The 19,604-nt window shown below is 63.7% G+C and carries 21 protein-coding genes and 1 pseudogene; 11 read left to right on the forward strand and 11 right to left on the reverse strand.

All coding sequences use genetic code 11. The annotated features are described in order from the left end of the window. Positions 1–8: 8 nt before the first annotated feature. Both AB0H22_RS14440 and AB0H22_RS14445 read right to left on the reverse strand, forming a co-directional pair. A complete protein-coding gene (locus AB0H22_RS14440; protein ID WP_180750796.1) occupies positions 9–548 on the reverse strand; it encodes a hypothetical protein in 540 nt (179 codons plus the stop codon). Positions 549–613: 65 nt separating this feature from the next. Further along, positions 614–1,666: a ferredoxin--NADP reductase gene (locus AB0H22_RS14445; protein ID WP_358147014.1), complete on the reverse strand. Its 1,053-nt coding sequence runs from the start codon at positions 1,664–1,666 to the stop codon at positions 614–616. Positions 1,667–1,943: 277 nt separating this feature from the next. On the opposite strand from AB0H22_RS14445, the gene hsaA reads away from it, so the two are divergent. The 4 genes from hsaA to AB0H22_RS14465 are packed head-to-tail and all read left to right on the forward strand — an operon-like array spanning position 1,944 to position 5,286. After that, a complete protein-coding gene (hsaA, locus tag AB0H22_RS14450; protein ID WP_358147015.1) occupies positions 1,944–3,131 on the forward strand; it encodes a 3-hydroxy-9,10-secoandrosta-1,3,5(10)-triene-9,17-dione monooxygenase oxygenase subunit in 1,188 nt (395 codons plus the stop codon). 15 nt (positions 3,132–3,146) lie between these two features. Next, complete coding sequence (gene hsaC, locus AB0H22_RS14455) at positions 3,147–4,049, forward strand: iron-dependent extradiol dioxygenase HsaC (RefSeq protein ID WP_180750799.1); 903 nt, start codon at positions 3,147–3,149, stop codon at positions 4,047–4,049. 2 nt (positions 4,050–4,051) lie between these two features. Then, entirely contained in the window at positions 4,052–4,624 is a 573-nt protein-coding gene (gene hsaB / locus AB0H22_RS14460; RefSeq protein ID WP_358147016.1) for a 3-hydroxy-9,10-secoandrosta-1,3,5(10)-triene-9,17-dione monooxygenase reductase subunit, read from the forward strand. A gap of 44 nt (positions 4,625–4,668) precedes the next feature. After that, the gene (locus tag AB0H22_RS14465) at positions 4,669–5,286 is read left to right on the forward strand and encodes a DUF308 domain-containing protein (RefSeq protein WP_358147018.1); all 618 of its coding nucleotides are present in this window, start codon (positions 4,669–4,671) and stop codon (positions 5,284–5,286) included. 46 nt (positions 5,287–5,332) lie between these two features. Here the strand turns inward: AB0H22_RS14465 and AB0H22_RS14470 are convergent. Next, positions 5,333–5,629 (reverse strand): annotated as a pseudogene (locus tag AB0H22_RS14470) (agmatine deiminase family protein); the annotation flags it as partial. A gap of 178 nt (positions 5,630–5,807) precedes the next feature. Between AB0H22_RS14470 and AB0H22_RS14475 the strand changes: the two are divergent. Next, positions 5,808–6,035, forward strand: coding sequence for a hypothetical protein (locus AB0H22_RS14475; protein ID WP_358147019.1), 228 nt, complete (start codon positions 5,808–5,810; stop codon positions 6,033–6,035). A 14-nt stretch (positions 6,036–6,049) separates the two neighbouring features. Beyond that, positions 6,050–7,306 carry a formamidase gene (gene fmdA / locus AB0H22_RS14480; protein ID WP_180750801.1) on the forward strand — a complete coding sequence of 419 codons (1,257 nt, stop codon included), beginning with the start codon at positions 6,050–6,052 and terminating at the stop codon, positions 7,304–7,306. A gap of 6 nt (positions 7,307–7,312) precedes the next feature. Here the strand turns inward: fmdA and AB0H22_RS14485 are convergent, their stop codons facing one another. Then, positions 7,313–8,416, reverse strand: a complete 1,104-nt coding sequence (locus tag AB0H22_RS14485) for an agmatine deiminase family protein (protein ID WP_180750802.1) — start codon at positions 8,414–8,416, stop codon at positions 7,313–7,315. Positions 8,417–8,433: 17 nt separating this feature from the next. Further along, a complete protein-coding gene (locus AB0H22_RS14490) occupies positions 8,434–8,823 on the reverse strand; it encodes a hypothetical protein (protein ID WP_180750803.1) in 390 nt (129 codons plus the stop codon). 207 nt (positions 8,824–9,030) lie between these two features. Between AB0H22_RS14490 and aqpZ the strand changes: the two genes are divergently transcribed. Further along, positions 9,031–9,795, forward strand: a complete 765-nt coding sequence (gene aqpZ / locus AB0H22_RS14495) for an aquaporin Z (protein WP_180750804.1) — start codon at positions 9,031–9,033, stop codon at positions 9,793–9,795. A gap of 19 nt (positions 9,796–9,814) precedes the next feature. On the opposite strand, the gene AB0H22_RS14500 is transcribed toward aqpZ, so the two are convergent. After that, positions 9,815–11,119: a hypothetical protein gene (locus tag AB0H22_RS14500; protein WP_180750805.1), complete on the reverse strand. Its 1,305-nt coding sequence runs from the start codon at positions 11,117–11,119 to the stop codon at positions 9,815–9,817. 144 nt (positions 11,120–11,263) lie between these two features. On the opposite strand from AB0H22_RS14500, the gene arr reads away from it, so the two are divergent. Next, on the forward strand, positions 11,264–11,689 hold the full coding sequence (gene arr / locus AB0H22_RS14505) for an NAD(+)--rifampin ADP-ribosyltransferase (protein ID WP_180750806.1): 426 nt from the start codon (positions 11,264–11,266) through the stop codon (positions 11,687–11,689). A 17-nt stretch (positions 11,690–11,706) separates the two neighbouring features. Here the strand turns inward: arr and AB0H22_RS14510 are convergent, their stop codons facing one another. Genes AB0H22_RS14510 through AB0H22_RS14530 form a run of 5 tightly spaced genes read right to left on the reverse strand, consistent with a single transcriptional unit; the run spans position 11,707 to position 16,824 of the window. Then, positions 11,707–12,081 carry a hypothetical protein gene (locus AB0H22_RS14510; protein WP_180750807.1) on the reverse strand — a complete coding sequence of 125 codons (375 nt, stop codon included), beginning with the start codon at positions 12,079–12,081 and terminating at the stop codon, positions 11,707–11,709. Between the two features lie 22 nt (positions 12,082–12,103). Then, positions 12,104–13,045, reverse strand: a complete 942-nt coding sequence (locus AB0H22_RS14515; protein WP_358147020.1) for an acyl-CoA dehydrogenase family protein — start codon at positions 13,043–13,045, stop codon at positions 12,104–12,106. Between the two features lie 55 nt (positions 13,046–13,100). Continuing rightward, positions 13,101–14,069: an acyl-CoA dehydrogenase gene (locus tag AB0H22_RS14520; RefSeq protein WP_358147021.1), complete on the reverse strand. Its 969-nt coding sequence runs from the start codon at positions 14,067–14,069 to the stop codon at positions 13,101–13,103. Next, a complete protein-coding gene (locus tag AB0H22_RS14525) occupies positions 14,066–15,229 on the reverse strand; it encodes an acyl-CoA dehydrogenase family protein (RefSeq protein ID WP_358147023.1) in 1,164 nt (387 codons plus the stop codon). Before AB0H22_RS14525 ends, AB0H22_RS14520 begins: the two co-directional genes overlap by 4 nt. Then, entirely contained in the window at positions 15,229–16,824 is a 1,596-nt protein-coding gene (locus AB0H22_RS14530) for a FadD3 family acyl-CoA ligase (RefSeq protein ID WP_358147024.1), read from the reverse strand. Before AB0H22_RS14530 ends, AB0H22_RS14525 begins: the two co-directional genes overlap by 1 nt. 100 nt (positions 16,825–16,924) lie before the next feature. Here AB0H22_RS14530 and ipdE1 point away from each other — a divergent pair, with 100 nt between their 5' ends. The 3 genes from ipdE1 to AB0H22_RS14545 are packed head-to-tail and all read left to right on the forward strand — an operon-like array spanning position 16,925 to position 19,526. Continuing rightward, positions 16,925–18,067 carry an acyl-CoA dehydrogenase IpdE1 gene (gene ipdE1, locus AB0H22_RS14535; RefSeq protein WP_180750875.1) on the forward strand — a complete coding sequence of 381 codons (1,143 nt, stop codon included), beginning with the start codon at positions 16,925–16,927 and terminating at the stop codon, positions 18,065–18,067. Next, a complete protein-coding gene (ipdF, locus tag AB0H22_RS14540; RefSeq protein WP_180750812.1) occupies positions 18,068–18,856 on the forward strand; it encodes a (5R,7aS)-5-hydroxy-7a-methyl-1-oxo-2,3,5,6,7,7a-hexahydro-1H-indene-carboxyl-CoA reductase in 789 nt (262 codons plus the stop codon). Positions 18,857–18,908: 52 nt separating this feature from the next. Further along, a complete protein-coding gene (locus tag AB0H22_RS14545; RefSeq protein WP_180750813.1) occupies positions 18,909–19,526 on the forward strand; it encodes a TetR family transcriptional regulator in 618 nt (205 codons plus the stop codon). The last annotated feature ends 78 nt before the right edge of the window (positions 19,527–19,604 follow it).

Consider the following 19,604-nt stretch of genomic DNA (forward strand, 5'->3'; position numbering starts at 1 on the left):
CAGGGAAGCTAGCTGAACCGCGCCACCGCGCAGGCATCGGGCGAAATCACGCTGCGCCCATCGATACTGGCCTCGACGTGACTGCACACGATGTAGTCGGCGTCGAGCTTGGGTTGCCCGGTCGCCCAGTCGGTGGGCTGGGTGGTGCCGGTGACCCGGAACCGGTCGGTGTCACCGCCGCCGAAGTAGACAGTGGTGAGCAGCCAAGTGCTCCCGCCGTTGTGCTCCACGGTGTTCGGGTTGTCACCCCACTGCACCCATAGGTAGTTCATCCGATCGGAGGTGCGTAGTTCAGTGGTCTGCTTGGCCCACAGGTCGCCGCCGAATCCCTCAATCCCGTTGGGAGTCCGCAGATTGAAACTTGCGGTGTAATAGCACTGCCGCTCGGCCTTGCGGCAGTCGGCGGTGGCGTGTACCTCGAGCTGGCGGCCCTCATCGACCGGCGTGCTGACGTCGGTGGTTTTGATCTCGGCCGCGGCGGAACCCGGAAGAACCAGGGAAGCAACCACCAGTGATGCGGCGGCCAGCGCCGGTTTCAGGGACTTCATGATGTACCGAATCGTATCGGCCCGGCCGGAGTGTGGCATCGAGATGTGTTTTCTGTATTTGGTGTTCACTCGTCGAAGGTGACGTTGACGTCGTCGGTCTCGGGAACCGCCTGGCACGCCAGGATGTACCCGTCGTCGATGTCATTCTGGGATAGCGCATCGTTGACGAGCATGCGGACCTTGCCGTCCTTGAGGATGCAGGCACATGTCATGCAGTGCCCCTCGCGGCAAGAGAACGGCGCGTCCAGCCCCTTGGCGAGCAGCACATCGAGCAGCACGGTGCTGCGCGGCCAATTGACCGTGTGTGTCTCGCCATCGAGCTCCACGGTGGCCATGGCGGGTGGCTCATCGTCTTCGGAGGGTTCGGCGAGGACCACCTCGGCGAACGGGTCGCTCTCCAGCGAGCGGAAGACTTCGGTGTGCACTCGGTCGTCCGGCATGCCGTTGCTCTTGAGCGCGGCCTCAGAGGCGTCCATGAACGGGCCGGGACCGCAGATGAAGGCCTCGTGCCCGGCGAAGGGCGCGGCCAGGGTGGCCAGTGACTGTTGCGAGGGCAGCCCCTGCACCGATTGGAGCCAGTGGATGACGGTCAGCCGGTCCGGGTGCTGCGCCACCAGGTCCCGCAGCGCCGCCCCGAAGATCACCGACTGTTCGTCACGGTTGGCGTAGAGGAGCACCACCTTGCCGCTGCCCTGCGAGAGCGCGGATTTACAGATCGCCATCATCGGGGTGATTCCACTGCCGCCGGCAACAAGGAGGAGATCTCGGCTCAGGTCTCGGGGGATAAAAACCCCGGAGGGTGCCAGGACATGCATGTGCATACCGGCGTGCGCGTTATCGCAGATCCAATTGGACCCGTAGCCATCGACGGTGCGCTTGACCGTGACCGTCAACCGGTCATCGATATGGGGTGAGCTGGACAGCGAGTAACAGCGCGCCACCGATCCCGTGCGGTCGGATGGAATGCGCAGCGTGAGGTACTGGCCGGGTGCGTACGCGAACTTATCGGCCGCATCTTCGGGAATGTCGAAGACCAGGGACCTGGAGTCTTCGGTCTCGGCGATTACCTCGGCGATCCGTACCTCGAGGACGTGCTTCCCCAGCGGAACGTCCGTCACGTGATTTCCTCCGTCGTTGACTTCTTCTGGCCAAGCCCAACTAGAACCGAACTAGAACAGGTTACAGAATTGACCTTTGGCCCTACAACACCGTTGTCGCTTCGTTCCAGATGAGCCTGCCTTCCCGGGGTGGGAGAGGCGATGTCGACACAGATCGAAACGTGTTCTAGTCTCAGCAGGGAACACGCGCTGTCACCGAGGGTGGGCAGCGGGTGTTGCGAACTACTAGCCCTAGTTTGTGCCGACTGATGCTAACTACAGCAGTGGAGGAAATGCAGTGACGACGACCGAACAGCGGGACGAGATTCAGGCGGTTCTCGCAGGAATTGACGACCTGCTGCCGATCCTGCGCAAGCGCGCGCAGGAGACCGAGGACCTGCGGCGTCTTCCCGACGCTACGGTCGCCGATTTGCAGGAGATTGGCTTCTTCAAGCTGCTGCAGCCTTCGCAGTGGGGTGGATTCGAGACCGCTCCGACCGTCTTCTACGAGGCGGTCCGCCGCCTGGGCAGTGCCTGCGGCTCGACCGGTTGGGTCTCCTCGATCATCGGCGTGCACAACTGGCATCTGGCTCTGTTCGACCAGAAGGCTCAGGACGAGGTCTGGGGCGAGGACACCAACGTGCGGGTGTCCTCCTCGTATGCGCCCATGGGTGCCGGTGTCGTCGTCGACGGTGGGTATCTGGTCAGTGGTTCCTGGAACTGGTCATCGGGCTGTGACCACGCCACCTGGGCGTTCCTCGGTGGGCCCGTCATCAAGGACGGCCGTCCGGTCGACTTCGGCAGCTTCCTGATTCCGCGTACCGAGTACCGCATCGACGACGTATGGAACGTCGTCGGTCTGCGTGGCACCGGCAGCAACACCGTCGTGGTCAAGGACGTGTTCGTGCCGACGCACCGCTTCCTGTCGTACAAGAAGATGAACGACCAGACCGCCGGTGGGTACGAGACCAACACCGCGCCGGTGTACAAGATGCCCTGGGGCACCATGCATCCCACCACCATCACCGCGCCCATCATGGGTATGGCCTACGGTGCGTACGACGCTCATGTCGAGGCCCAGGGTAAGCGGGTGCGTGCCGCCTACGCCGGTGAGAAGGCCAAGGATGACCCGTTCACCAAGGTGCGGGTGGCCGAGGCCGCCAGTGACATCGACGCCGGGTGGCGTCAGCTGATCGGGAACGTGGGCGACGAGTTCGCACTCATCTCGGCGGGCCAGGAGGTTCCGTTCGAACTCCGTGCCGCGGCACGCCGCGACCAGGTACGCGCCACTGGCCGCGCCATCGCCTCGATTGACCTGCTGTTCGAGAACTCGGGAGCCACCGCGCTGTCGAATGACGCACCGGTGCAGCGGTTCTGGCGTGACGCGCACGCCGGACGCGTGCACGCGGCCAATGACGCCGAGCGGGCTTACCAGATCTGGGGTAACCATGCCTTCGAGCTGCCCGCCACCGACACGATGGTTTAGGAGGGCATCAACACGATGAGCCTTATCAAGGCACTCGGGTACATGCGGATCGAGGCCACCGACATGGGGGCCTGGCGCGAATTCGGAACCAAGGTGCTGGGCATGATGGAAGGCACCGGCGACAACCCCGCCGCGCTCTATCTCCGGATGGACGATGTCGCGGCTCGTCTGGTGATCGTGCCGGGCGACAACGACCGGTTACTGGCCTCGGGCTGGGAGGTCGCCGACGCGCCGGCGTTGCAGGCAGTGCGGGACCGCCTGGACAATGCGGGTGTTGAGTACGTCGAGGGCACCAAGGTCGAGGCTTCCGACCGTAAGGTCGAGGGGCTGATCAGGTTCCAGGATCCGTCCGGAAACGTGCTGGAGTTGTTCCACGGAGCGCAGTACCTTGGCCGCAGGTTCGTCAGCCCATACGGCCACAAGTTCGTCACAGCCGAGCAGGGTCTGGGGCATGTGGTACTCACCTGTACTGATGACGCTGCGGCACAGGCGTTTTACCAGGATGTGCTCGGTTTCCGGCTGCGTGACTCGATGCGGCTACCCCCGCAGCTCGTCGGCCGTCCGGCCGACGGTGACCCGGTATGGCTGCGTTTCTACGGCTGCAACCCGCGCCACCACGCGCTGGCGTTCATGCCGATGCCCAACCCGACCGGAATCGTGCACCTGATGGTCGAAGTGGAGAATTCCGACGATGTCGGTCTCTGCTTGGACCGCGCGAATCGGAGAAAGGTCAAGATGTCGGCCACTCTGGGTCGGCATATCAATGACAAGATGCTGTCCTTCTACATGAAGACTCCCGGTGGGTTCGATATGGAATTCGGTTGCGAGGGTTCTGAAGTCGATGACGAGAGCTGGATCGCGCGCGAGAGCGTTGGTATCAGCCTGTGGGGTCACGATTTCAGCGTTGGGTTCAAGTAGAGATGCACACATCGCAGATCGACCCCAGGGCATTCCGAAATGTGTTGGGGCAGTTCTGTACCGGCGTCACCATCATCACCACGACGCATGAGGACGCACCGGTGGGCTTTGCCTGCCAGTCGTTCGCGGCGCTGTCGCTGGAGCCGCCGTTGGTGCTGTTCTGTCCCACCAAACAGTCGCGGTCTTGGGCGGCCATCGAGGCCTCTGGGAAGTTCTGTGTGAACGTCCTCGCCGAGGACCAGCGCGAGGTTTCCGCGCGCTTCGGTTCCCGAGAGCCCGACAAGTTCGCCGGAATCGACTGGCGTCCATCGGGTCTCGGTTCGCCGGTCATCAACGGGTCGCTGGCGCATATCGACTGCGAGGTCGCCCAAGTGCATGACGGTGGCGATCACTGGGTGGTGTTCGGGTCGGTTAGCGAGCTCAGTGAAGTTCCTGCGATTCCCACCGCTTCCCGGCCGCTGCTGTTCTATCGCGGGCAGTACACGGGTATCGAGCCGGATAAGACCACGCCCGCCGATTGGCGCAACGACTTGGAGGCGTTCCTCACCGCCACCACCGAGGACACCTGGCTCTAGCTGGTTTGTGCAGTGGGTTGAGAGGTGTCGGGTACCCTCGCCAGATGGTGAACGGACCCGTTGCTGAGTACCGGAACGAGCCTCAGAAGGCGCCGGGAGGCCCCTGGTTCGGCGTAGTATCCATCGTCCTCGGCATCATCGCGCTCGCACTTCCTCTGGCTCCGGTGGATATGACAGGGTTGCGCCCCCTGGCGTGCGCAATTGGTTTACCCGGTCTCGTCTTTGGCATTCTTGGTTGTATTGGCCAGAGGAAAGCCAAGGTTCTTGCGATAGTGGGTACGCTCCTGTGTGTGCTGGCGCTTGCCATGGGAGTTGTGATGTTCGCAAGTGGCGAACTACGCAAGGCTCCTGACCGAGGCAAGACTGCGGATCAGACCGAGATACTGCTGCGGAATGACCTCAATGTGCATATCGGGGAGGTCACTGGCCAAGGCGTACAGAGTCAAGTTCGTGTGACTCTGTACAACAAGGGCGGCGATATGGCGACGTTTTATGTCGAGATCGAGCAGAAGCACGAGGGGCGGACGTGCAAGACGTCGATAGGTGTGGATGCCCTCCTGCCGACGAAGACCTACGAGCAGGACATGTACAGCTGTTTCGGTGATGACGCGTTGTTGTTGACGTCCACGTTCAAGGTGGTCTCAGCTCGCAAGACCGCCTGATTGGGCCGCGCGGCGCCGTGTTGGTTTGGAGGACAGTCCATTTCGCAGGTTCCTGCTGGGTGGCGCAGTGGATGCCACCGCCCCCTGCGGCAATCCCGTCGATATCCAGCTGCACCACCCGGTGGCCCGGGAAGACCCTCTCCAAGGTGGATTTTGCTGCCGCGTCTGCCTCTGGATCCCCGAACTGCGGTGCGATGACCCCGCCGTTACACACATAGAAGTTGATGTATCCCGCTGCAAAGTCCTCTGATTCGAACTCTTCACGTCCCTGTTCGGGTGCTTCGAGCGCTTTCACGCGCAGTGGGCGGCCGGCGGCGTCCCTCTCCTTGTCGAGGATATCGATTGGGCGAAATTGCGGCCCCAGCCCCCACTCTCGGCGTTGGTGTGATCTGCGGTTCCCATGCGGGCCTGGCCAATCCGGCGTAATCTCACAGATCCAGGTGGTACCTCGGTGAGGGCGGGTGATGGCGTCATACGAGTATCGGTGCGCGAGCTGCGGCGATAGTGCGCGTAGTTTTCCGATGGCCACCGCCCCGGATGCGGTGCCGTGCGCCCGCTGCGCTGGGTCGGCACGGCGGGTCTTCGGTATCGCCGGAGTGAGCCGCGGTTCTTCGGCGCGTATGCGCCTACTCGATGCCACTCACCGCAGCGCCAGTGAACCGCCTGTGGTTTCCGCACCGCCGCCGTCGGCGCGCCGTGCGGCACCGATCACATCAAATCCGTTGCATCGCAAGCTACCTCGCCCATAACCGGAAGGACCTCCATGCCCCAGGTGTTGTTCCCGCTGGATTCGAGCAAGAAGTTCACCGAGCAACAGATCGTGGGGCACAACCGGTGGCACCCGGATATCCCGCCCGCAGCTGTTGTGAAGCCGGGTACGTCGTTCCGTGTGCATTGCCGCGAATGGTTTGACGGCGCGATTCATAACGACGACTCTGCCGATGACATCCGCGATGCTCCGCTCACCACGGTGCACGCATTGTCGGGACCGTTCTCGGTAGAGGGAGCGCAGCCGGGCGATCTGCTGATCGTCGACATCTTGGACGTGGGTCCCATCCCGCAGGAGGACTCCGGACCGCTGGCCGGGCAGGGGTGGGGCTACACGGGAATCTTCCCCACCGTCAATGGTGGCGGGTTTCTCACCGAACAGTTCCCCGATGCATACAAGGCGATCTGGGACTTCTCGGGGCAGACCGCGACATCGCGGCATATCCCGCACGTCAGCTTCACGGGGATTGTGCATCCCGGGCTGATGGGTACGGCACCGTCCGCAGAACTGTTGGCACGATGGAATGCCCGTGAGGGTGCGCTGATCGCTACCGATCCGCACCGTGTTCCCGCCCTGGCGCTTCCGCCGGAACCCAGGGATGCGGTACTGGGGACGCTCGCGGGGGAATCCTTCGAGCGGGCAGCGGCGGAGGCGGCCAGAACGGCGCCGCCCCGAGAGAACGGCGGCAACCAGGACATCAAGAACCTGACCAAGGGCAGCAGAGTGTTCTATCCGGTGTTCGTGCCGGGCGGAAAGCTGTCGGTGGGCGACCTGCACTTCTCCCAGGGGGACGGCGAGATCACCTTCTGTGGCGCCATCGAGATGGGTGGCTTTATCGACCTACACGTCGATGTACTCAAGGGTGGAATGGATACCTATGGGGTATCGGAGAACGCGATCTTCATGCCGGGCAACACCGATCCGCAGTACTCCCAATGGTTGGCGTTCTCGGGGACCTCGGTCACCCTCGACGGCGAACAGCGGTACCTGGATTCGCATCTGGCATACCAGCGTGCCTGCCTGCACGCCATCGACTACCTGACCAAGTTCGGCTACAGCCCGGAGCAGGCCTATCTGTTGCTGGGTGCTGCGCCTATCGAGGGGCGGCTATCGGGTGTGGTCGATATCCCGAATTCCTGTGCCACGGTGTACATTCCGACGGCGATTTTCGACTTCCCGATGACACCCTCGGCCGCCGGTCCGCTACAGATCGATCCAGGACCGGGGGCGCCACGTTCGGTTGCGCGCTGAGGGCGGCTACCGGGGTTCCTGCTGGGTGGCGCAGTGGATGCCACCGCCCCCTGCGGCAATCCCGTCGATATCCAGCTGCACCACCCGGTGGCCCGGGAAGACCCTCTCCAAGGTGGATTTTGCTGCCGCGTCTGCCTCTGGATCCCCGAACTGCGGTGCGATGACCCCGCCGTTACACACATAGAAGTTGATGTATCCCGCTGCAAAGTCCTCTGATTCGAACTCGTCACGTCCCTGTTCGGGTGCTTCGAGCACTTCCACGCGCAGTGGGCGGCCGGCGGCGTCCGTCTCCTTGCCGAGGATGTCGAGATGCTGGCGCGTCACGTCGTAGTCGAATGACTCGGGGTCGTTGTCCAATCCGGCGACGACTACGCCCGGTCCGGCGAAGCGCGCGTAGAAGTCGGTGTGCCCGTCGGTGATATCCATCCCTGCGATTCCGGGCAGCCAGATGATCTTCTGCACACCGAGTAAGCGTTGCAGTTCCGTCGCGACATCCTTCTTGGTGCGCCCCCGGTTGCGGTTGTTGTTGAGGACGCAGCTTTCCGTGATGATCGCCGTCCCCCCGCCGTCGACCTCGATGCCGCCGCCCTCCAGCACGAGATTCGTGTGAACAACGGGAACACCGGCGAGCTTGGCCACCTCAGCGGCCACCTTGGCATCGGATGTATGTTTTTGTTTGTTGCCCCAGCCGTTGAAGTTGAAATCAACAGCGGCCCTGCCAGTCTCGTTGCTGACGAACACCGGGCCGGTATCACGTATCCACAGGTCGTCCAGGGGCGCGGGCACCAACTCGACATTCGGGCCCGCCAACCGGCGGGCGAGCTCGGTCTCGTGTGGACGCACCAGCATCGACACCGGCTCGAACTGCGCAATAGCCTGGGCGATCGCGGCGAGATTCTGTTGCACTTGCCGCGTCAGTCGTCGGCCCCAGATCTCATCACTCGCGCCGAATGCCATCCAGGTCCGCCGGTGCGGTTCACCCTCATCGGGCATGCGCCACGGGCCGCCTTCGCTCACCTCGCCATTATCGTCACCCTCATCTGCGCAGGAAGTCAGCGCGAGGCTTGCGGCCACCGCCGTTCCGAGCTGGAGTAGTCGTCGTCGGCGCATGAACCGATTGTGCCAAGTCATGCCGCAATGTGCGGCACAGCCGCGATGAGCCCGTCTGGATCGGTGACGCTGAGCAGTAGTTGGCGAATGGTGCCGGCGGTCCACGGTGCGTTCTTCGGTTTCATAGGCGTGAAGCGGATTTCGACGATGCCATCTCGTGAGCCATTGACCAGCCAGCCGTCCCCGGAGGCATGAACACCCCACGCCATAGGCCTCTCCGGGACGTGCTTGGCGGAAGTGATTGACGTGAGCGGGATCTGGATGGAAAAGGCCCATCCGTTCTTGACGGTCAGCATCCCGTCGGCAACCCGGATGACAGTGCGGTTGGGGCCTAGCCACAGTGCCGTGGCAAGCGGTAGGTACCAGCGGTCATAGCGCAGCGCGAAGTCTGTGGATGACAGTGCCATACCGCCACGATACTCGAATCAGCAAATATCGAACCATGCTCTTCGGTGAGGTTGTCAGTCCTCCCCGGGCCGATTGAGCTATTGGGCCATACCAGATTTCGTGACTCAACTGTTTCTGTGATGTGGCTGTGGATTTCGACTCAGCGTTGGTACTAATCAAGATCACATACGCATCGCGTGAGTTCTTCCGAACGAAGGGATCCGATTGTGACCAAGATGAGTACGAAACTATTGGCCGAATTCTTCGGCACTTTCTGGCTGGTTTTCGGCGGTTGTGGCAGCGCGATTTTCGCGGCCAAGAATGTCGCCGATGCCGGTGAGGGCAACACGGGCGCGATTCAGTTGGGGATCGGCTTCCTGGGCGTGGCCCTGGCTTTCGGATTGACTGTCGTGACAATGGCTTACGCCGTTGGTCACATTTCGGGTGGGCACTTCAACCCGGCGGTCACGTTGGGCGCGGTGATCAGTGGTCGGCTTCCGGCCAAGGAACTGCCGGGCTACTGGGTGGCGCAGGTGGTCGGTGGACTCGTGGCGGGTACCGCTTTGTGGTTTATCGCCAGAGGCAAGCCCGGCTTCGAGGCCACCGGCAATATGGCGGCCAACGGGTATGGCGAGCATTCGCCCGACCATTACTCACTTGCGGCGGTTGTGGTGGCCGAGATCGTGCTGACCGCTATCTTCCTCATGGTGATCCTCGGCGCCACCGACGATCGTGCCCCAAAGGGTTTTGGTCCGCTCGCAATTGGTTTGTGCCTCACACTGATTCATCTCATCTCGATCCCCATTAGTAACACCTCGGTGAATCCTGCGCGCTCGACCGGTGTCGCCTTCTTCAACGGTGGTGCCGCGCCGGGGCAGCTGTGGGTGTTCTGGCTGGCGCCCTTGATTGGTGGCTTGGTCGGCGGAGTGCTCTACCCGTTGTTATTCGAGAGCGGGAAGTTTGCACCTGCGGGAGGTGCCGACAAGCGTTGATCGTGCCGCGCCGAACAGGTCAGGTGTACCAGCGCCTGGCGTGTTCGGCGTGCGTCGGCAGGTAGGCGCCGGGACCGAAGTGTTTGTCGTAGAAGTCCAGGTCGATGTTCTGTGCCTGCAGATACATGAGGACGTGCACGGTGGGAACGGTGCCGGGAATCTTCCCGAAGGTGTCGTATACGTACGAGGCCTGGACCGTCACGATCTCCTGGATCGCCTCGGCAGGCAGGGCGGCCGATCGCACCTTGCGTGAATCCACCCAGGCGCCCGGGGTGTCCGGATGGAAGGGGCCGCTGGGGCCATACTTGCGCTCGATGTACTTCTCCACGCCGGCCGCGACCGTCGGCACGTGTGGCGGGCTGAGGGTTTCGAAGAATCCGGACAGACCGGTGGCGTTCGGGAATGGCCAGCGATCGTCGTTGTCCGAATGGAACCCGATACCGGGGGCGCGCGGGTCACCGGAGCCGCCGAGCACCGACAGCCGGTCGAGCCCGTCGAACATCCAGCCGCCAAGTCCGAGCGCTTGGAGCAGCAGCACCCCGTTGTGCGTGGCGGTGGCGAGTTCGGCACTGGCCTCGGTGAGTGTGTACTGCTCGACGAAGGACAGCGGAATCGGATCATCGTAATTCCTTAGACCGCTGAACTTTTCAGTGCCGGGGATGCTCCGGTTGTTGATGTCGTCGTAGACGAGGTAGCCGTTGGCGGCGAAGAAGGACAGGTTGGCAATCAGGTGCTCGGCTAGATCGGCCACCGGGAAGGCAAGCAGGCTGCCCGGGTGGTTGCCGATCCAGGTGTTGTGCCCCTCCATATAGGGCTCTTCCCGTGGCAGCTCCAGGCGCTTATCGGAGATCCGCACATACGAGTCGGCGGTGTGGGTGATCCAGTCCTCGATGGTGTCGAAGTCCTGTGGCGGTTCGTCGCGGGTGGGCAGCAGGTAGATCCCGGTGTCGTCGGTGAAGAAGAGCTGACTGGTGTGGAAGCCTGCTGCCGACGGGAAAGCGCGGCCGGTTGCGCTGCCGGAGTAGTTCGGGAACGCGGGGGCGTATCCGGGGTGATGCGTGATGCCGTAGTGCCACCCTGTCACGCCTCCGACCACTGAAAGGATCAGTGCCCGTTCGACTTCCGATATCGGGGTAATGGGATGCCTACTGGTGAAAGCGAGTGGACCGTCGGGGATGCGTCCGCCGAGTGGGAAGCGTCGCGACCGGCGTCCGGTGATTGCCGCCAGCAGCGGGAACTGGGTGGCCTGCGTCAGGGCTTCGCGTTCGCGGTCGGATATCTGCAGCGATGAGCCGCTTGGGCGAAGAGCATCAGCTGGGGCCATGGATCAAGCCGACCACTGAGTGGTTGCGGGGTCAACCTTTTGGCTTGTCCCCTTTCAAAATATGGCACGAAGGGGGGCTTGCGGCAAGCCCCCCAACGCGGCGCACAATCCTGCGACCACGAATTTCGACTGATAGGACCTGGTATGACGATGCCGAACTTTTTCGAGGCGCACGAGTCGGGTGCGTACTTCCATGGCACCAAGGCCGACCTTGAGATAGGCGATCTGCTGATGCCCGGGCATCTGTCGAACTACGAGGAGGACCGCATCATGAACCACGTCTACGTGACGAAGACATTGATTGGCGCGGGGTTGGCGGCCGAGATGGCCAAAGGTGAGGGCAGAGGCCATGTCTACATTGTGGAACCGGAGGGCACCCTCGAAGATGACCCGAACGTGACGGACAAGAAGTTCCCTGGGAATCCGACCCATTCTTACCGCACCCGGGAACCCGTGCGTATCGTCGGCGAGGTCGCGGACTGGGTGGGGCCCCCGCCCGAATTCATGGAAACCTTCCGGGCAGGGCTGGCTGATCTTCAGCGCAAGGGAAACGCCGTCATCTATGACTAAAACACGACTAGATACGGCTACGCCGTGCGCCGCACCTTCAGCGCCTCGGTGATCAACGGAACCTGAAACGGCAACCGCGCGATGGCCCCGATGCGAAGCGGCCATGGCTTGTCCCACCACTGCCGCACCATGTTGATGTTCGCGGGGAAGACGGCGAGGAAGAGCAGCGCCGCGATGGTGCCGCCCAATCGTCGCGTGCGTGGTTCCAGTAGCAGTGCACCGGTGCCCAGTTCGGCGACTCCCGAGGCATAGGTGTACAGCCGGGCATCGCCGGGTAGTCCCGCCGGGACGATAGCGTCAAACGGTTTCGGCGCGAGAAAGTGCAGCGTTCCGACGCCGAGGAGGATGGTGGCCAGCCGGTAGGCGGGCCAAGGACTGGCTTTGGTCTCCATGACGAGAGTCTAGGCCGACGGTCTACAGCCCGGCCGCGGTCTCCAGGCTCGGCAGCAGTTCACGCGGAGTGCCGAGCAGCAGTGCGCTGCCATGCGCGCGCTTGAAGTAGAGGTGCGCGTCATGCTCCCAGGTGATGGCGATACCGCCGTGCAACTGGATGGAATCGCCGGCCACCGCCGAAAGAGCTTCGCTGGCCTTGATTCTAGCCACCGTCGCGGCCTCGGGCGTGAGATCCTCGATGGCCTGGTAGACGGTGGCGCGTGCGGATTCCACCAGTACGTACAGATCTGCCATCCGGTGCTTGAGGGCCTGGAAGCTGCCGATTGCGCGTCCGAACTGCACCCGTGTCTTGGTGTACTCGACGGTGAGTTCAAGCGCGCGTGCCGCAGCGCCCACCTGCTCGGCGGCCAGCAGTAGCCCCGCCTTGTCGATCAGACCCGGCGCATTCCCGATGGGCTCGCTTCCGGTCACCTCAACCGCGGCCAGCCTGCGGGTGGGATCCAAGGTGGCGAGCGGGGTGGGCACAAAGTCCGTCGCCAGGTAGGTCTGGTCACCGTCCAGCGTGAGCACCACGTCGGCAATATCGCCGTTGACGACATAAGCCGGATCGAAGGCCACCGCACCGACCGATTCACCCGATGCCAGCGATTCCAGTAGTTCACCCTGATATCCGGCGTCGAGGAGGGCGAGCTCGGCCCACAGCGTACCCATCAGTGGGCTGGGTACCAGCCCGCGGCCGAGCTCCTCCACCACCACGGCCGCGTCGGCGAGTTCGCCTCCGGCACCGCCCAATTCCTCGGGAACCAAGAGCGCTGCCGCGCCGACCTGTTCACACAGGATGGTCCACAGCTTCTCGTCGTAGCCGCGTTCGGATTCCATTGCGGCGCGGACGGCGGCCGAGTCTGCCCGTTTGGTGACCAGGGAGCGAGCGGTGTCGCGGAGCATCTGCCGCTCGGAACTCATGACTGTGCCTTTCGCTCTTCGCGCAAGCTGGGGGTACCTCCCGCGTGCGGGGGCCTCATCGCAGGCTCCCGAGGACTCGTTCGCGATGCCATTCGGATGTGCCCCAGGCCGAGGTCAGGGCCCGCACCTTCAGGATCCACAGCGACAGGTCGTATTCAGCGGTGAAGCCGATGGCCCCATGCGTCTGCAAGGAGGACCGTGCGGCCAGGTAGGCAGCCTTACCGGCGGCGACCTTGGCGGCGCTCACATCGCGTGCCGCGGTGGGAGATTCGTCGGCTAGGGATAGCGCCGCGCCGTACACCAACGGGCGGGCCAGCTCCAGCGCGATATGCACATCGGCCAGTTTGTGTTTGACGGCCTGGTAGGAGCCGATCGGCCGGCCGAACTGGGAACGCTGCTTGGCGTACTCCACCGCGCGGTCCAGCAGCGCCTGCCCGGCACCGATCAGCTGTGCCGAAATCGCAAGCACACCAAAGTCGATGGCGCGGCTGGTGTCGAGGGAAACACCGCCGTCCGTCGGTGTCACATCGAACACTCGACGGGTCGCGTCGATCGACTCGTGCTGTGCACTGGCGTGCGCCTCGCGGACCCCGATGTCATCGGCGATGAGCACCAGCCCGGCGACATCCGCGTCGAGAGCGCGCGGCGTGATGGGGGGCGCGGCGACCGTGACGATCAGTTCTCCGGAGGCGAGTTGTGCAGACCGTTCGGCTCCGTCTTCGAGGCCGGCGAGCAGCACCGGTGCCACCGCGAGCGATTCGACGACCGGCCCGGGCACTGCCCACTTGCCCAAACCCTCGAGTGCGACAACCAGATCAACGGGGTGTGCTTCGATGCCGTCGTATTTCTCGGAAACCGCCAGGGCGGTGATGCCGAGCTCGGCGAGGGTCGACCACACGGCCAGACCGGGTTCGTGGTTACCTGCCGCCCACGCACGTGCCGCGGCAGGAACATCGGCTGCACCCAGGGCGGCATCGATACTCGCGGCGAAGTCGCGCTGCTGTGTGTCCAGGTCGAACTTCACTTGGCACCTCCCGTGCGGGCGCTCTCCTTGGGCAGGCCCAGGATGCGCTCGGCGATGATGTTCCGCTGGATCTCGTTGGTACCGGCGTAGATCGGGCCACCGAGGGAGAACAGGTACCCTGCTGTCCAGTCCGAGTCACCGGGCTCGGCCAACTCCCCATCGGCGCCGCGCAGGTCGATCGCGGTCTCGTGCAGGGCGACATCCAGCTCGGACCAGAACACTTTGGTGATCGATGATTCGGCACCCAGCTCACCGCCGCCGGATAGTCGGGTCACGGTGCCGAAGGTGTGCAACCGGTAGGCCTGCGCCGCGATCCACGCGTCGGCGACACGTTCGCTGGCGAATCCATTGTTGGGGTTGGACTTCCAGAGGTCCACCAGCCGGTCGGCGGTGGCCAGGAATCGGCCCGGGCTGCGCAGCGACATACCGCGCTCATTGCTCGACGTACTCATCGCGACGCGCCAGCCGTCGTGTACCGCACCGATGACGTCCTGGTCGGGAACGAACACGTCGTCCAGGAAAATCTCCGCGAAACCGGCGTCGCCGTCGAGCTGCGGGATGGGGCGGACGGTGACGCCCTCGGCCTTGAGATCGAACATGAAGTAGGTGAGTCCCTGGTGGCGCTGTGACTCCGGGTCGGAGCGCCATAGCCCGAACCCCCTGTCGGCGAACGGTGCTCGTGAGCTCCAGATCTTTTGCCCGGATAGGCGCCAGCCGCCGTCCACCTTGCGGGCGGGGGAGCGCAGCGAGGCCAGGTCGCTACCGGACTCCGGCTCCGACCATGCCTGCGCCCATATCTCCTCTCCGTTGGCCATCTTCGGGAGAATGCGATCCAGCTGTTCCTTGCTGCCGTGCGCGAAGAGTGTCGGCCCCAGCAGGAACATGCCGTTCTGACTGATCCGAGCCGGGGCGCCCGCCTTGAAGTACTCCTCCTCGAAGATCACCCACTGCAGCAGGGTGACATCGCGGCCACCGTATTCCTTGGGCCAGGACACCGCCGAGAATCCCGCGTCGTACAGGATGCGCTCCCACTGGCGGTGGGCCACGGCACCTTCCGGCGAGTCATAGGAGGGCAGCGGCGGATTCGGGACGTTGGCCGTGAGGAAATCGCGCACCTCCGCCCGGAACGCCTCGGTCTCGTCGCCAAGAAGTAGATCCACTAGCTGCTCTCCTGTTGGTGCATGGCCCGCAGGGTGGGTTTAACCACCTTGCCGCCCAGGTTGCGGGGAAGCTCGTCGAGGAACTCGACGAACCGCGGCTTCTTGAAGTTCGCCACATGCTTTGCGCTGTAATCGATTACGGACTGAACGTCGAGTGTCGCGCCGGGCCTGCGAACGATGTAGGCCTTGCCGACCTCACCGAGCCGTTCATCGGCAACCCCGATCACGGCGGCGTCTGCCACACCATCGAGCCGCATCAGCACCTGCTCGATCTCGGCGGGATACACGTTGAACCCGCCGCAGATGTACATGTCCTTGAGCCGATCGGTGATGGTGAGGTTTCCGCGCTCGTCGAGCTTGCCGATATCGCCGGTGTGCAGCCAACCGTCGGAATCAATGCTCTCGGCGGTGGCCTTCGGATCGTCGAGGTAGCCCTTCATGACGTTCGCGCTGCGCAGCAGCACCTCGCCCTCGTCGCCGGGTTTCTCGGCGCCGTCGATTCGCAGTTCGTACCCGGTCATCGCGCGTCCACAGGTGGTGGCGACGGTGACGGCGTCGTCGTCGGAACGGCAGATGGTGGCGAAACCCTGTGTCTCGGTGAGGCCGTACGCGGTGAGTACCAGGTCGAAGTCCAGCTCCGACTGCATGCGTTCGATGAGCACGACAGGAACGACGGCCGCGCCCGTGACGGAATACCGCAGCGAGGTCAGGTCGTAGTTCTTGCGCGCGGGATGGTCGAGCAGCATCTGGAAGATGGTGGGTGCGCCGGGCAGCACGGTGATCTTGTGCTCCTGGACCGCTGCCATCGCCTTTTCAGGGTCGAAGGTCAGCTGTGGCATGAGTGCCGCGCCGGTCTGCAGGCAGGCCAGGATGCCCGCCTTGTATCCGAAATTGTGGAAGAACGGATTGACGCACAGATAGCGGTCATTTTCGGTGAACTCGCCGTAGGTGGCCCAGGCCAGGGAGGCCGCCAGCGGTTGACGGTGCATGCACAGCACGCCCTTGCTACGCCCGGTGGTGCCGGAGGTGAAGAGGATGTCGCTGATGTCCTCGGAACTCACTGCCGCCTTGCGCTGGTCGATGTTCTCATCGCTCACGGGCTCTCCACCGGCGACGAATTCGTCCCAATTGGATTCATCGCCGGCCTCCACGGCGACCCGCACGATGTGTCGCAGATCCGGCAGCGCCGCGGCGTCGAGGGTCTGGATGCGGTCTGCGCCAAGGAACGTCCCGACCGATACCAGCACCGGAGCCTTGCTGCGCTGCAGGATGTCGGTCGCCTCGTCCGCCGTGTAGCGGGTGTTCATTGGGACGACGGCGGCCCCGGCGTACTGCGCGCCCAGGCAGGCGACGGGCCAGTGCCAGGAGTTGGGGGACCAGATGGCCACCCGATCGCCGTGTTCCACGCCGACTGCGATCAGGGCCGCGGCGAAGCGCCGGGCGCGGGTACGCAGCTCGGTGAAGGACAGCCAGGAACCGTCGGATGATCCGTTTGTGGGAAGACCGTCAGGCCCCACATATAGGGCGTCACGGTCTCCGAAACGTATGGCTGCCTGGTCCAACGCGGCCGGAATGGTGAGTTCGGGTGTCTGCATAGACCGTCCGTCCACTCTCCTCTAACAAAGCAAGTGCTTGGTAGGTTAGCCTACTGGAGTGGTTGAGTTCCAGGTGCCTGACGAGGCACCCCTGTCGGAGATGTCCGATGACCAGGTGCGCGCCGAGATCCGGGCCTGGTTGGCCGAGAACCTCGTGGGCGAGTTCGCGGAGCTAAAGGGGCTGGGTGGCCCCGGCAGCGAGCACGAGGCTTTCGAAGAACGGCTCGCCTGGAACCGACACCTTGCCGCCGCGGGCTGGACCTGCCTGGGCTGGCCCGTCGAGCACGGTGGTCGTGGGGCAACCGTGAGCCAGCGCGTCATCTTCTATGAGGAGTACGCGCGGGCCGAGGCGCCACACAAGGTGAATCACTTGGGTGAGGAGCTGCTGGGGCCGACGCTCATCGCCTTCGGCACTCCGGAACAGCAGCAGCGCTTCCTTCCGACCATTCGCGACGTCACCGAGCTGTGGTGTCAGGGGTATTCGGAGCCCGGCGCGGGCTCGGACCTGGCGAACGTATCCACCACGGCCGTGTTGGACGGCGATGAGTGGGTGATCAACGGCCAGAAGGTGTGGACCTCCCTGGCATTGCAGTCCCAGTGGTGCTTTGTGATCGCCCGCACCGAGTCGGGGTCCTCGCGCCACAAGGGCCTGTCGTATCTGCTTGTGCCTCTTGATCAGCCGGGTGTCGAGATTCGGCCGATCATCCAGCTGACCGGCACCTCGGAGTTCAACGAGGTGTTCTTCGACAACGCGCGCACCGCCGCGGACCTGGTGGTCGGCGAGCCCGGTGATGGCTGGCGGGTTGCCATGGGCACCCTGACCTTCGAGCGCGGCGTTTCGACGCTGGGTAACCAGATCGTCTATGCGCGTGAACTTTCCAGGCTATCCGAGCTGGCACGCGCAAACGGTACGGCGGACGATCCGGCCATACGTGAGCGCCTGGCCCAGGCCTATGTCGGGCTGCGCACCATGCGCTCCTACGCGATGGCCACCATGGACGAGGAACGCCCCGGCCAAGACAACGTGTCAAAGCTGTTGTGGGCCAACTGGCATCGCGATCTTGGCGAGCTGGCCATGGAGATCATCGGCAAATCGACCCTGCTGACAGACAAGGGCGAGATGGACGAATGGCAGCGGCTGTTCTTGTTCTCGCGGGCCGACACCATCTACGGCGGGTCCAACGAGATTCAACGCAACATCATCTCCGAGCGCGTGCTCGGACTACCCCGAGAGGCGCGCTAAGTGAGCTTGTCCCAGGCACCGAAAGAGATTGATGGACACGGTCTTCTGAAGGGCAAGGCCGTCGTCGTGACCGCGGCTGCGGGGACCGGTATCGGCTCGTCGACCGCCCGTCGCGCGCTGGCCGAGGGTGCCGACGTCGTCGTCTCCGATTATCACGAGCGCCGTCTCACCGAGACTCGGGACGAGCTGGCCGCGCTCGGCCTGGGCAAGGTCGCCGCGGTCGTGTGTGATGTCACCTCCACCGAAGCGGTTGATGCACTCATCACCGAATCCGTTGCGGCCCTGGGCCGTATCGATGTGCTGGTGAACAATGCGGGTCTGGGTGGGGAGACTCCCGTCGCCGATATGACCGACGAGCAGTGGGACCGGGTGCTCGACGTGACCCTGACCTCCACCTTCCGCGCTACCCGTGCGGCGCTGCGGTACTTCCGCGAGGCGGGGCACGGCGGTGTCATCGTCAACAACGCGAGTGTGCTGGGCTGGCGGGCCCAGCACGGGCAGTCGCACTACGCCGCGGCCAAGGCCGGCGTCATGGCGCTCACCCGATGCAGCGCCGTCGAGGCCGTCGAGTACGGGGTGCGCATCAACGCCGTCGCCCCGAGCATCGCGCGGCACAAGTTCCTCGACAAAGTGACCTCCTCGGACCTGCTGGACAAGCTCTCCTCCGACGAGGCATTCGGCCGTGCCGCCGAACCGTGGGAAATAGCCTCGACGATCGCCTTCCTGGCCAGCGACTATTCGAGCTACCTGACCGGTGAGGTCATCTCGGTGTCCAGCCAGCGGGCGTGACGTCAAGCACTCAATCTCGACCAAACAAGCGCTTGGTTGATACAGTGGGGAGGTGGACAAGGTGGCAGAAGTGAACACGCCGTCGCGGCGTGACGAGCTACTGGGCCTTGCCGCCGAGATGTTCGCCGAGCGCGGTCTGCGCGCGACCACGGTGCGCGATATCGCCGATGCGGCAGGAATCCTGTCGGGCAGCCTGTACCACCACTTCGACTCCAAAGAAGCGATCGTCGACGAGCTGCTGCGCGATTTCCTGGAGGGATTGTTCGCTCGGTACCGCGAGATCGCGGCGGCCAACCTCAATCCTGTCGACACACTTAAGGGCTTGTTTCTGGCCTCATTCGACGCGATTGAAACCAAGCACGCGCAGGTTGCCATTTACCAGGCAGAGGCTCCCCGACTGTTGTCACAGGAGCGATTCACCTACCTCAACGAGCTCAATACCGAGCAGCGCGAGCTGTGGCTCGATGTGCTGCGCGACGGTATCGCCCAGGGCTATTTCCGTCCGGATCTGGATGTGGCCGTGGTGTATCGGTTCATTCGCGACGCGACCTGGGTCTCGGTGCGCTGGTTCCGCCCAGGCGGTTCGCGCACGGCGCAGGAAGTCGCCGAACAGTACCTTTCGATCGTCCTCGGCGGGATCACCATGAACAACGCCGTTCAGTCCACCTAGTAACCAAGGAGATTCACCATGTCTGAGGCGTACATCATCGACGCTGTGCGTACCGCCGTCGGCAAGCGCAACGGTTCG

Origin of the sequence: Mycobacterium sp. NPDC050853 (assembly GCF_040653875.1) — a bacterium.
Taxonomy (GTDB): domain Bacteria; phylum Actinomycetota; class Actinomycetes; order Mycobacteriales; family Mycobacteriaceae; genus Mycobacterium.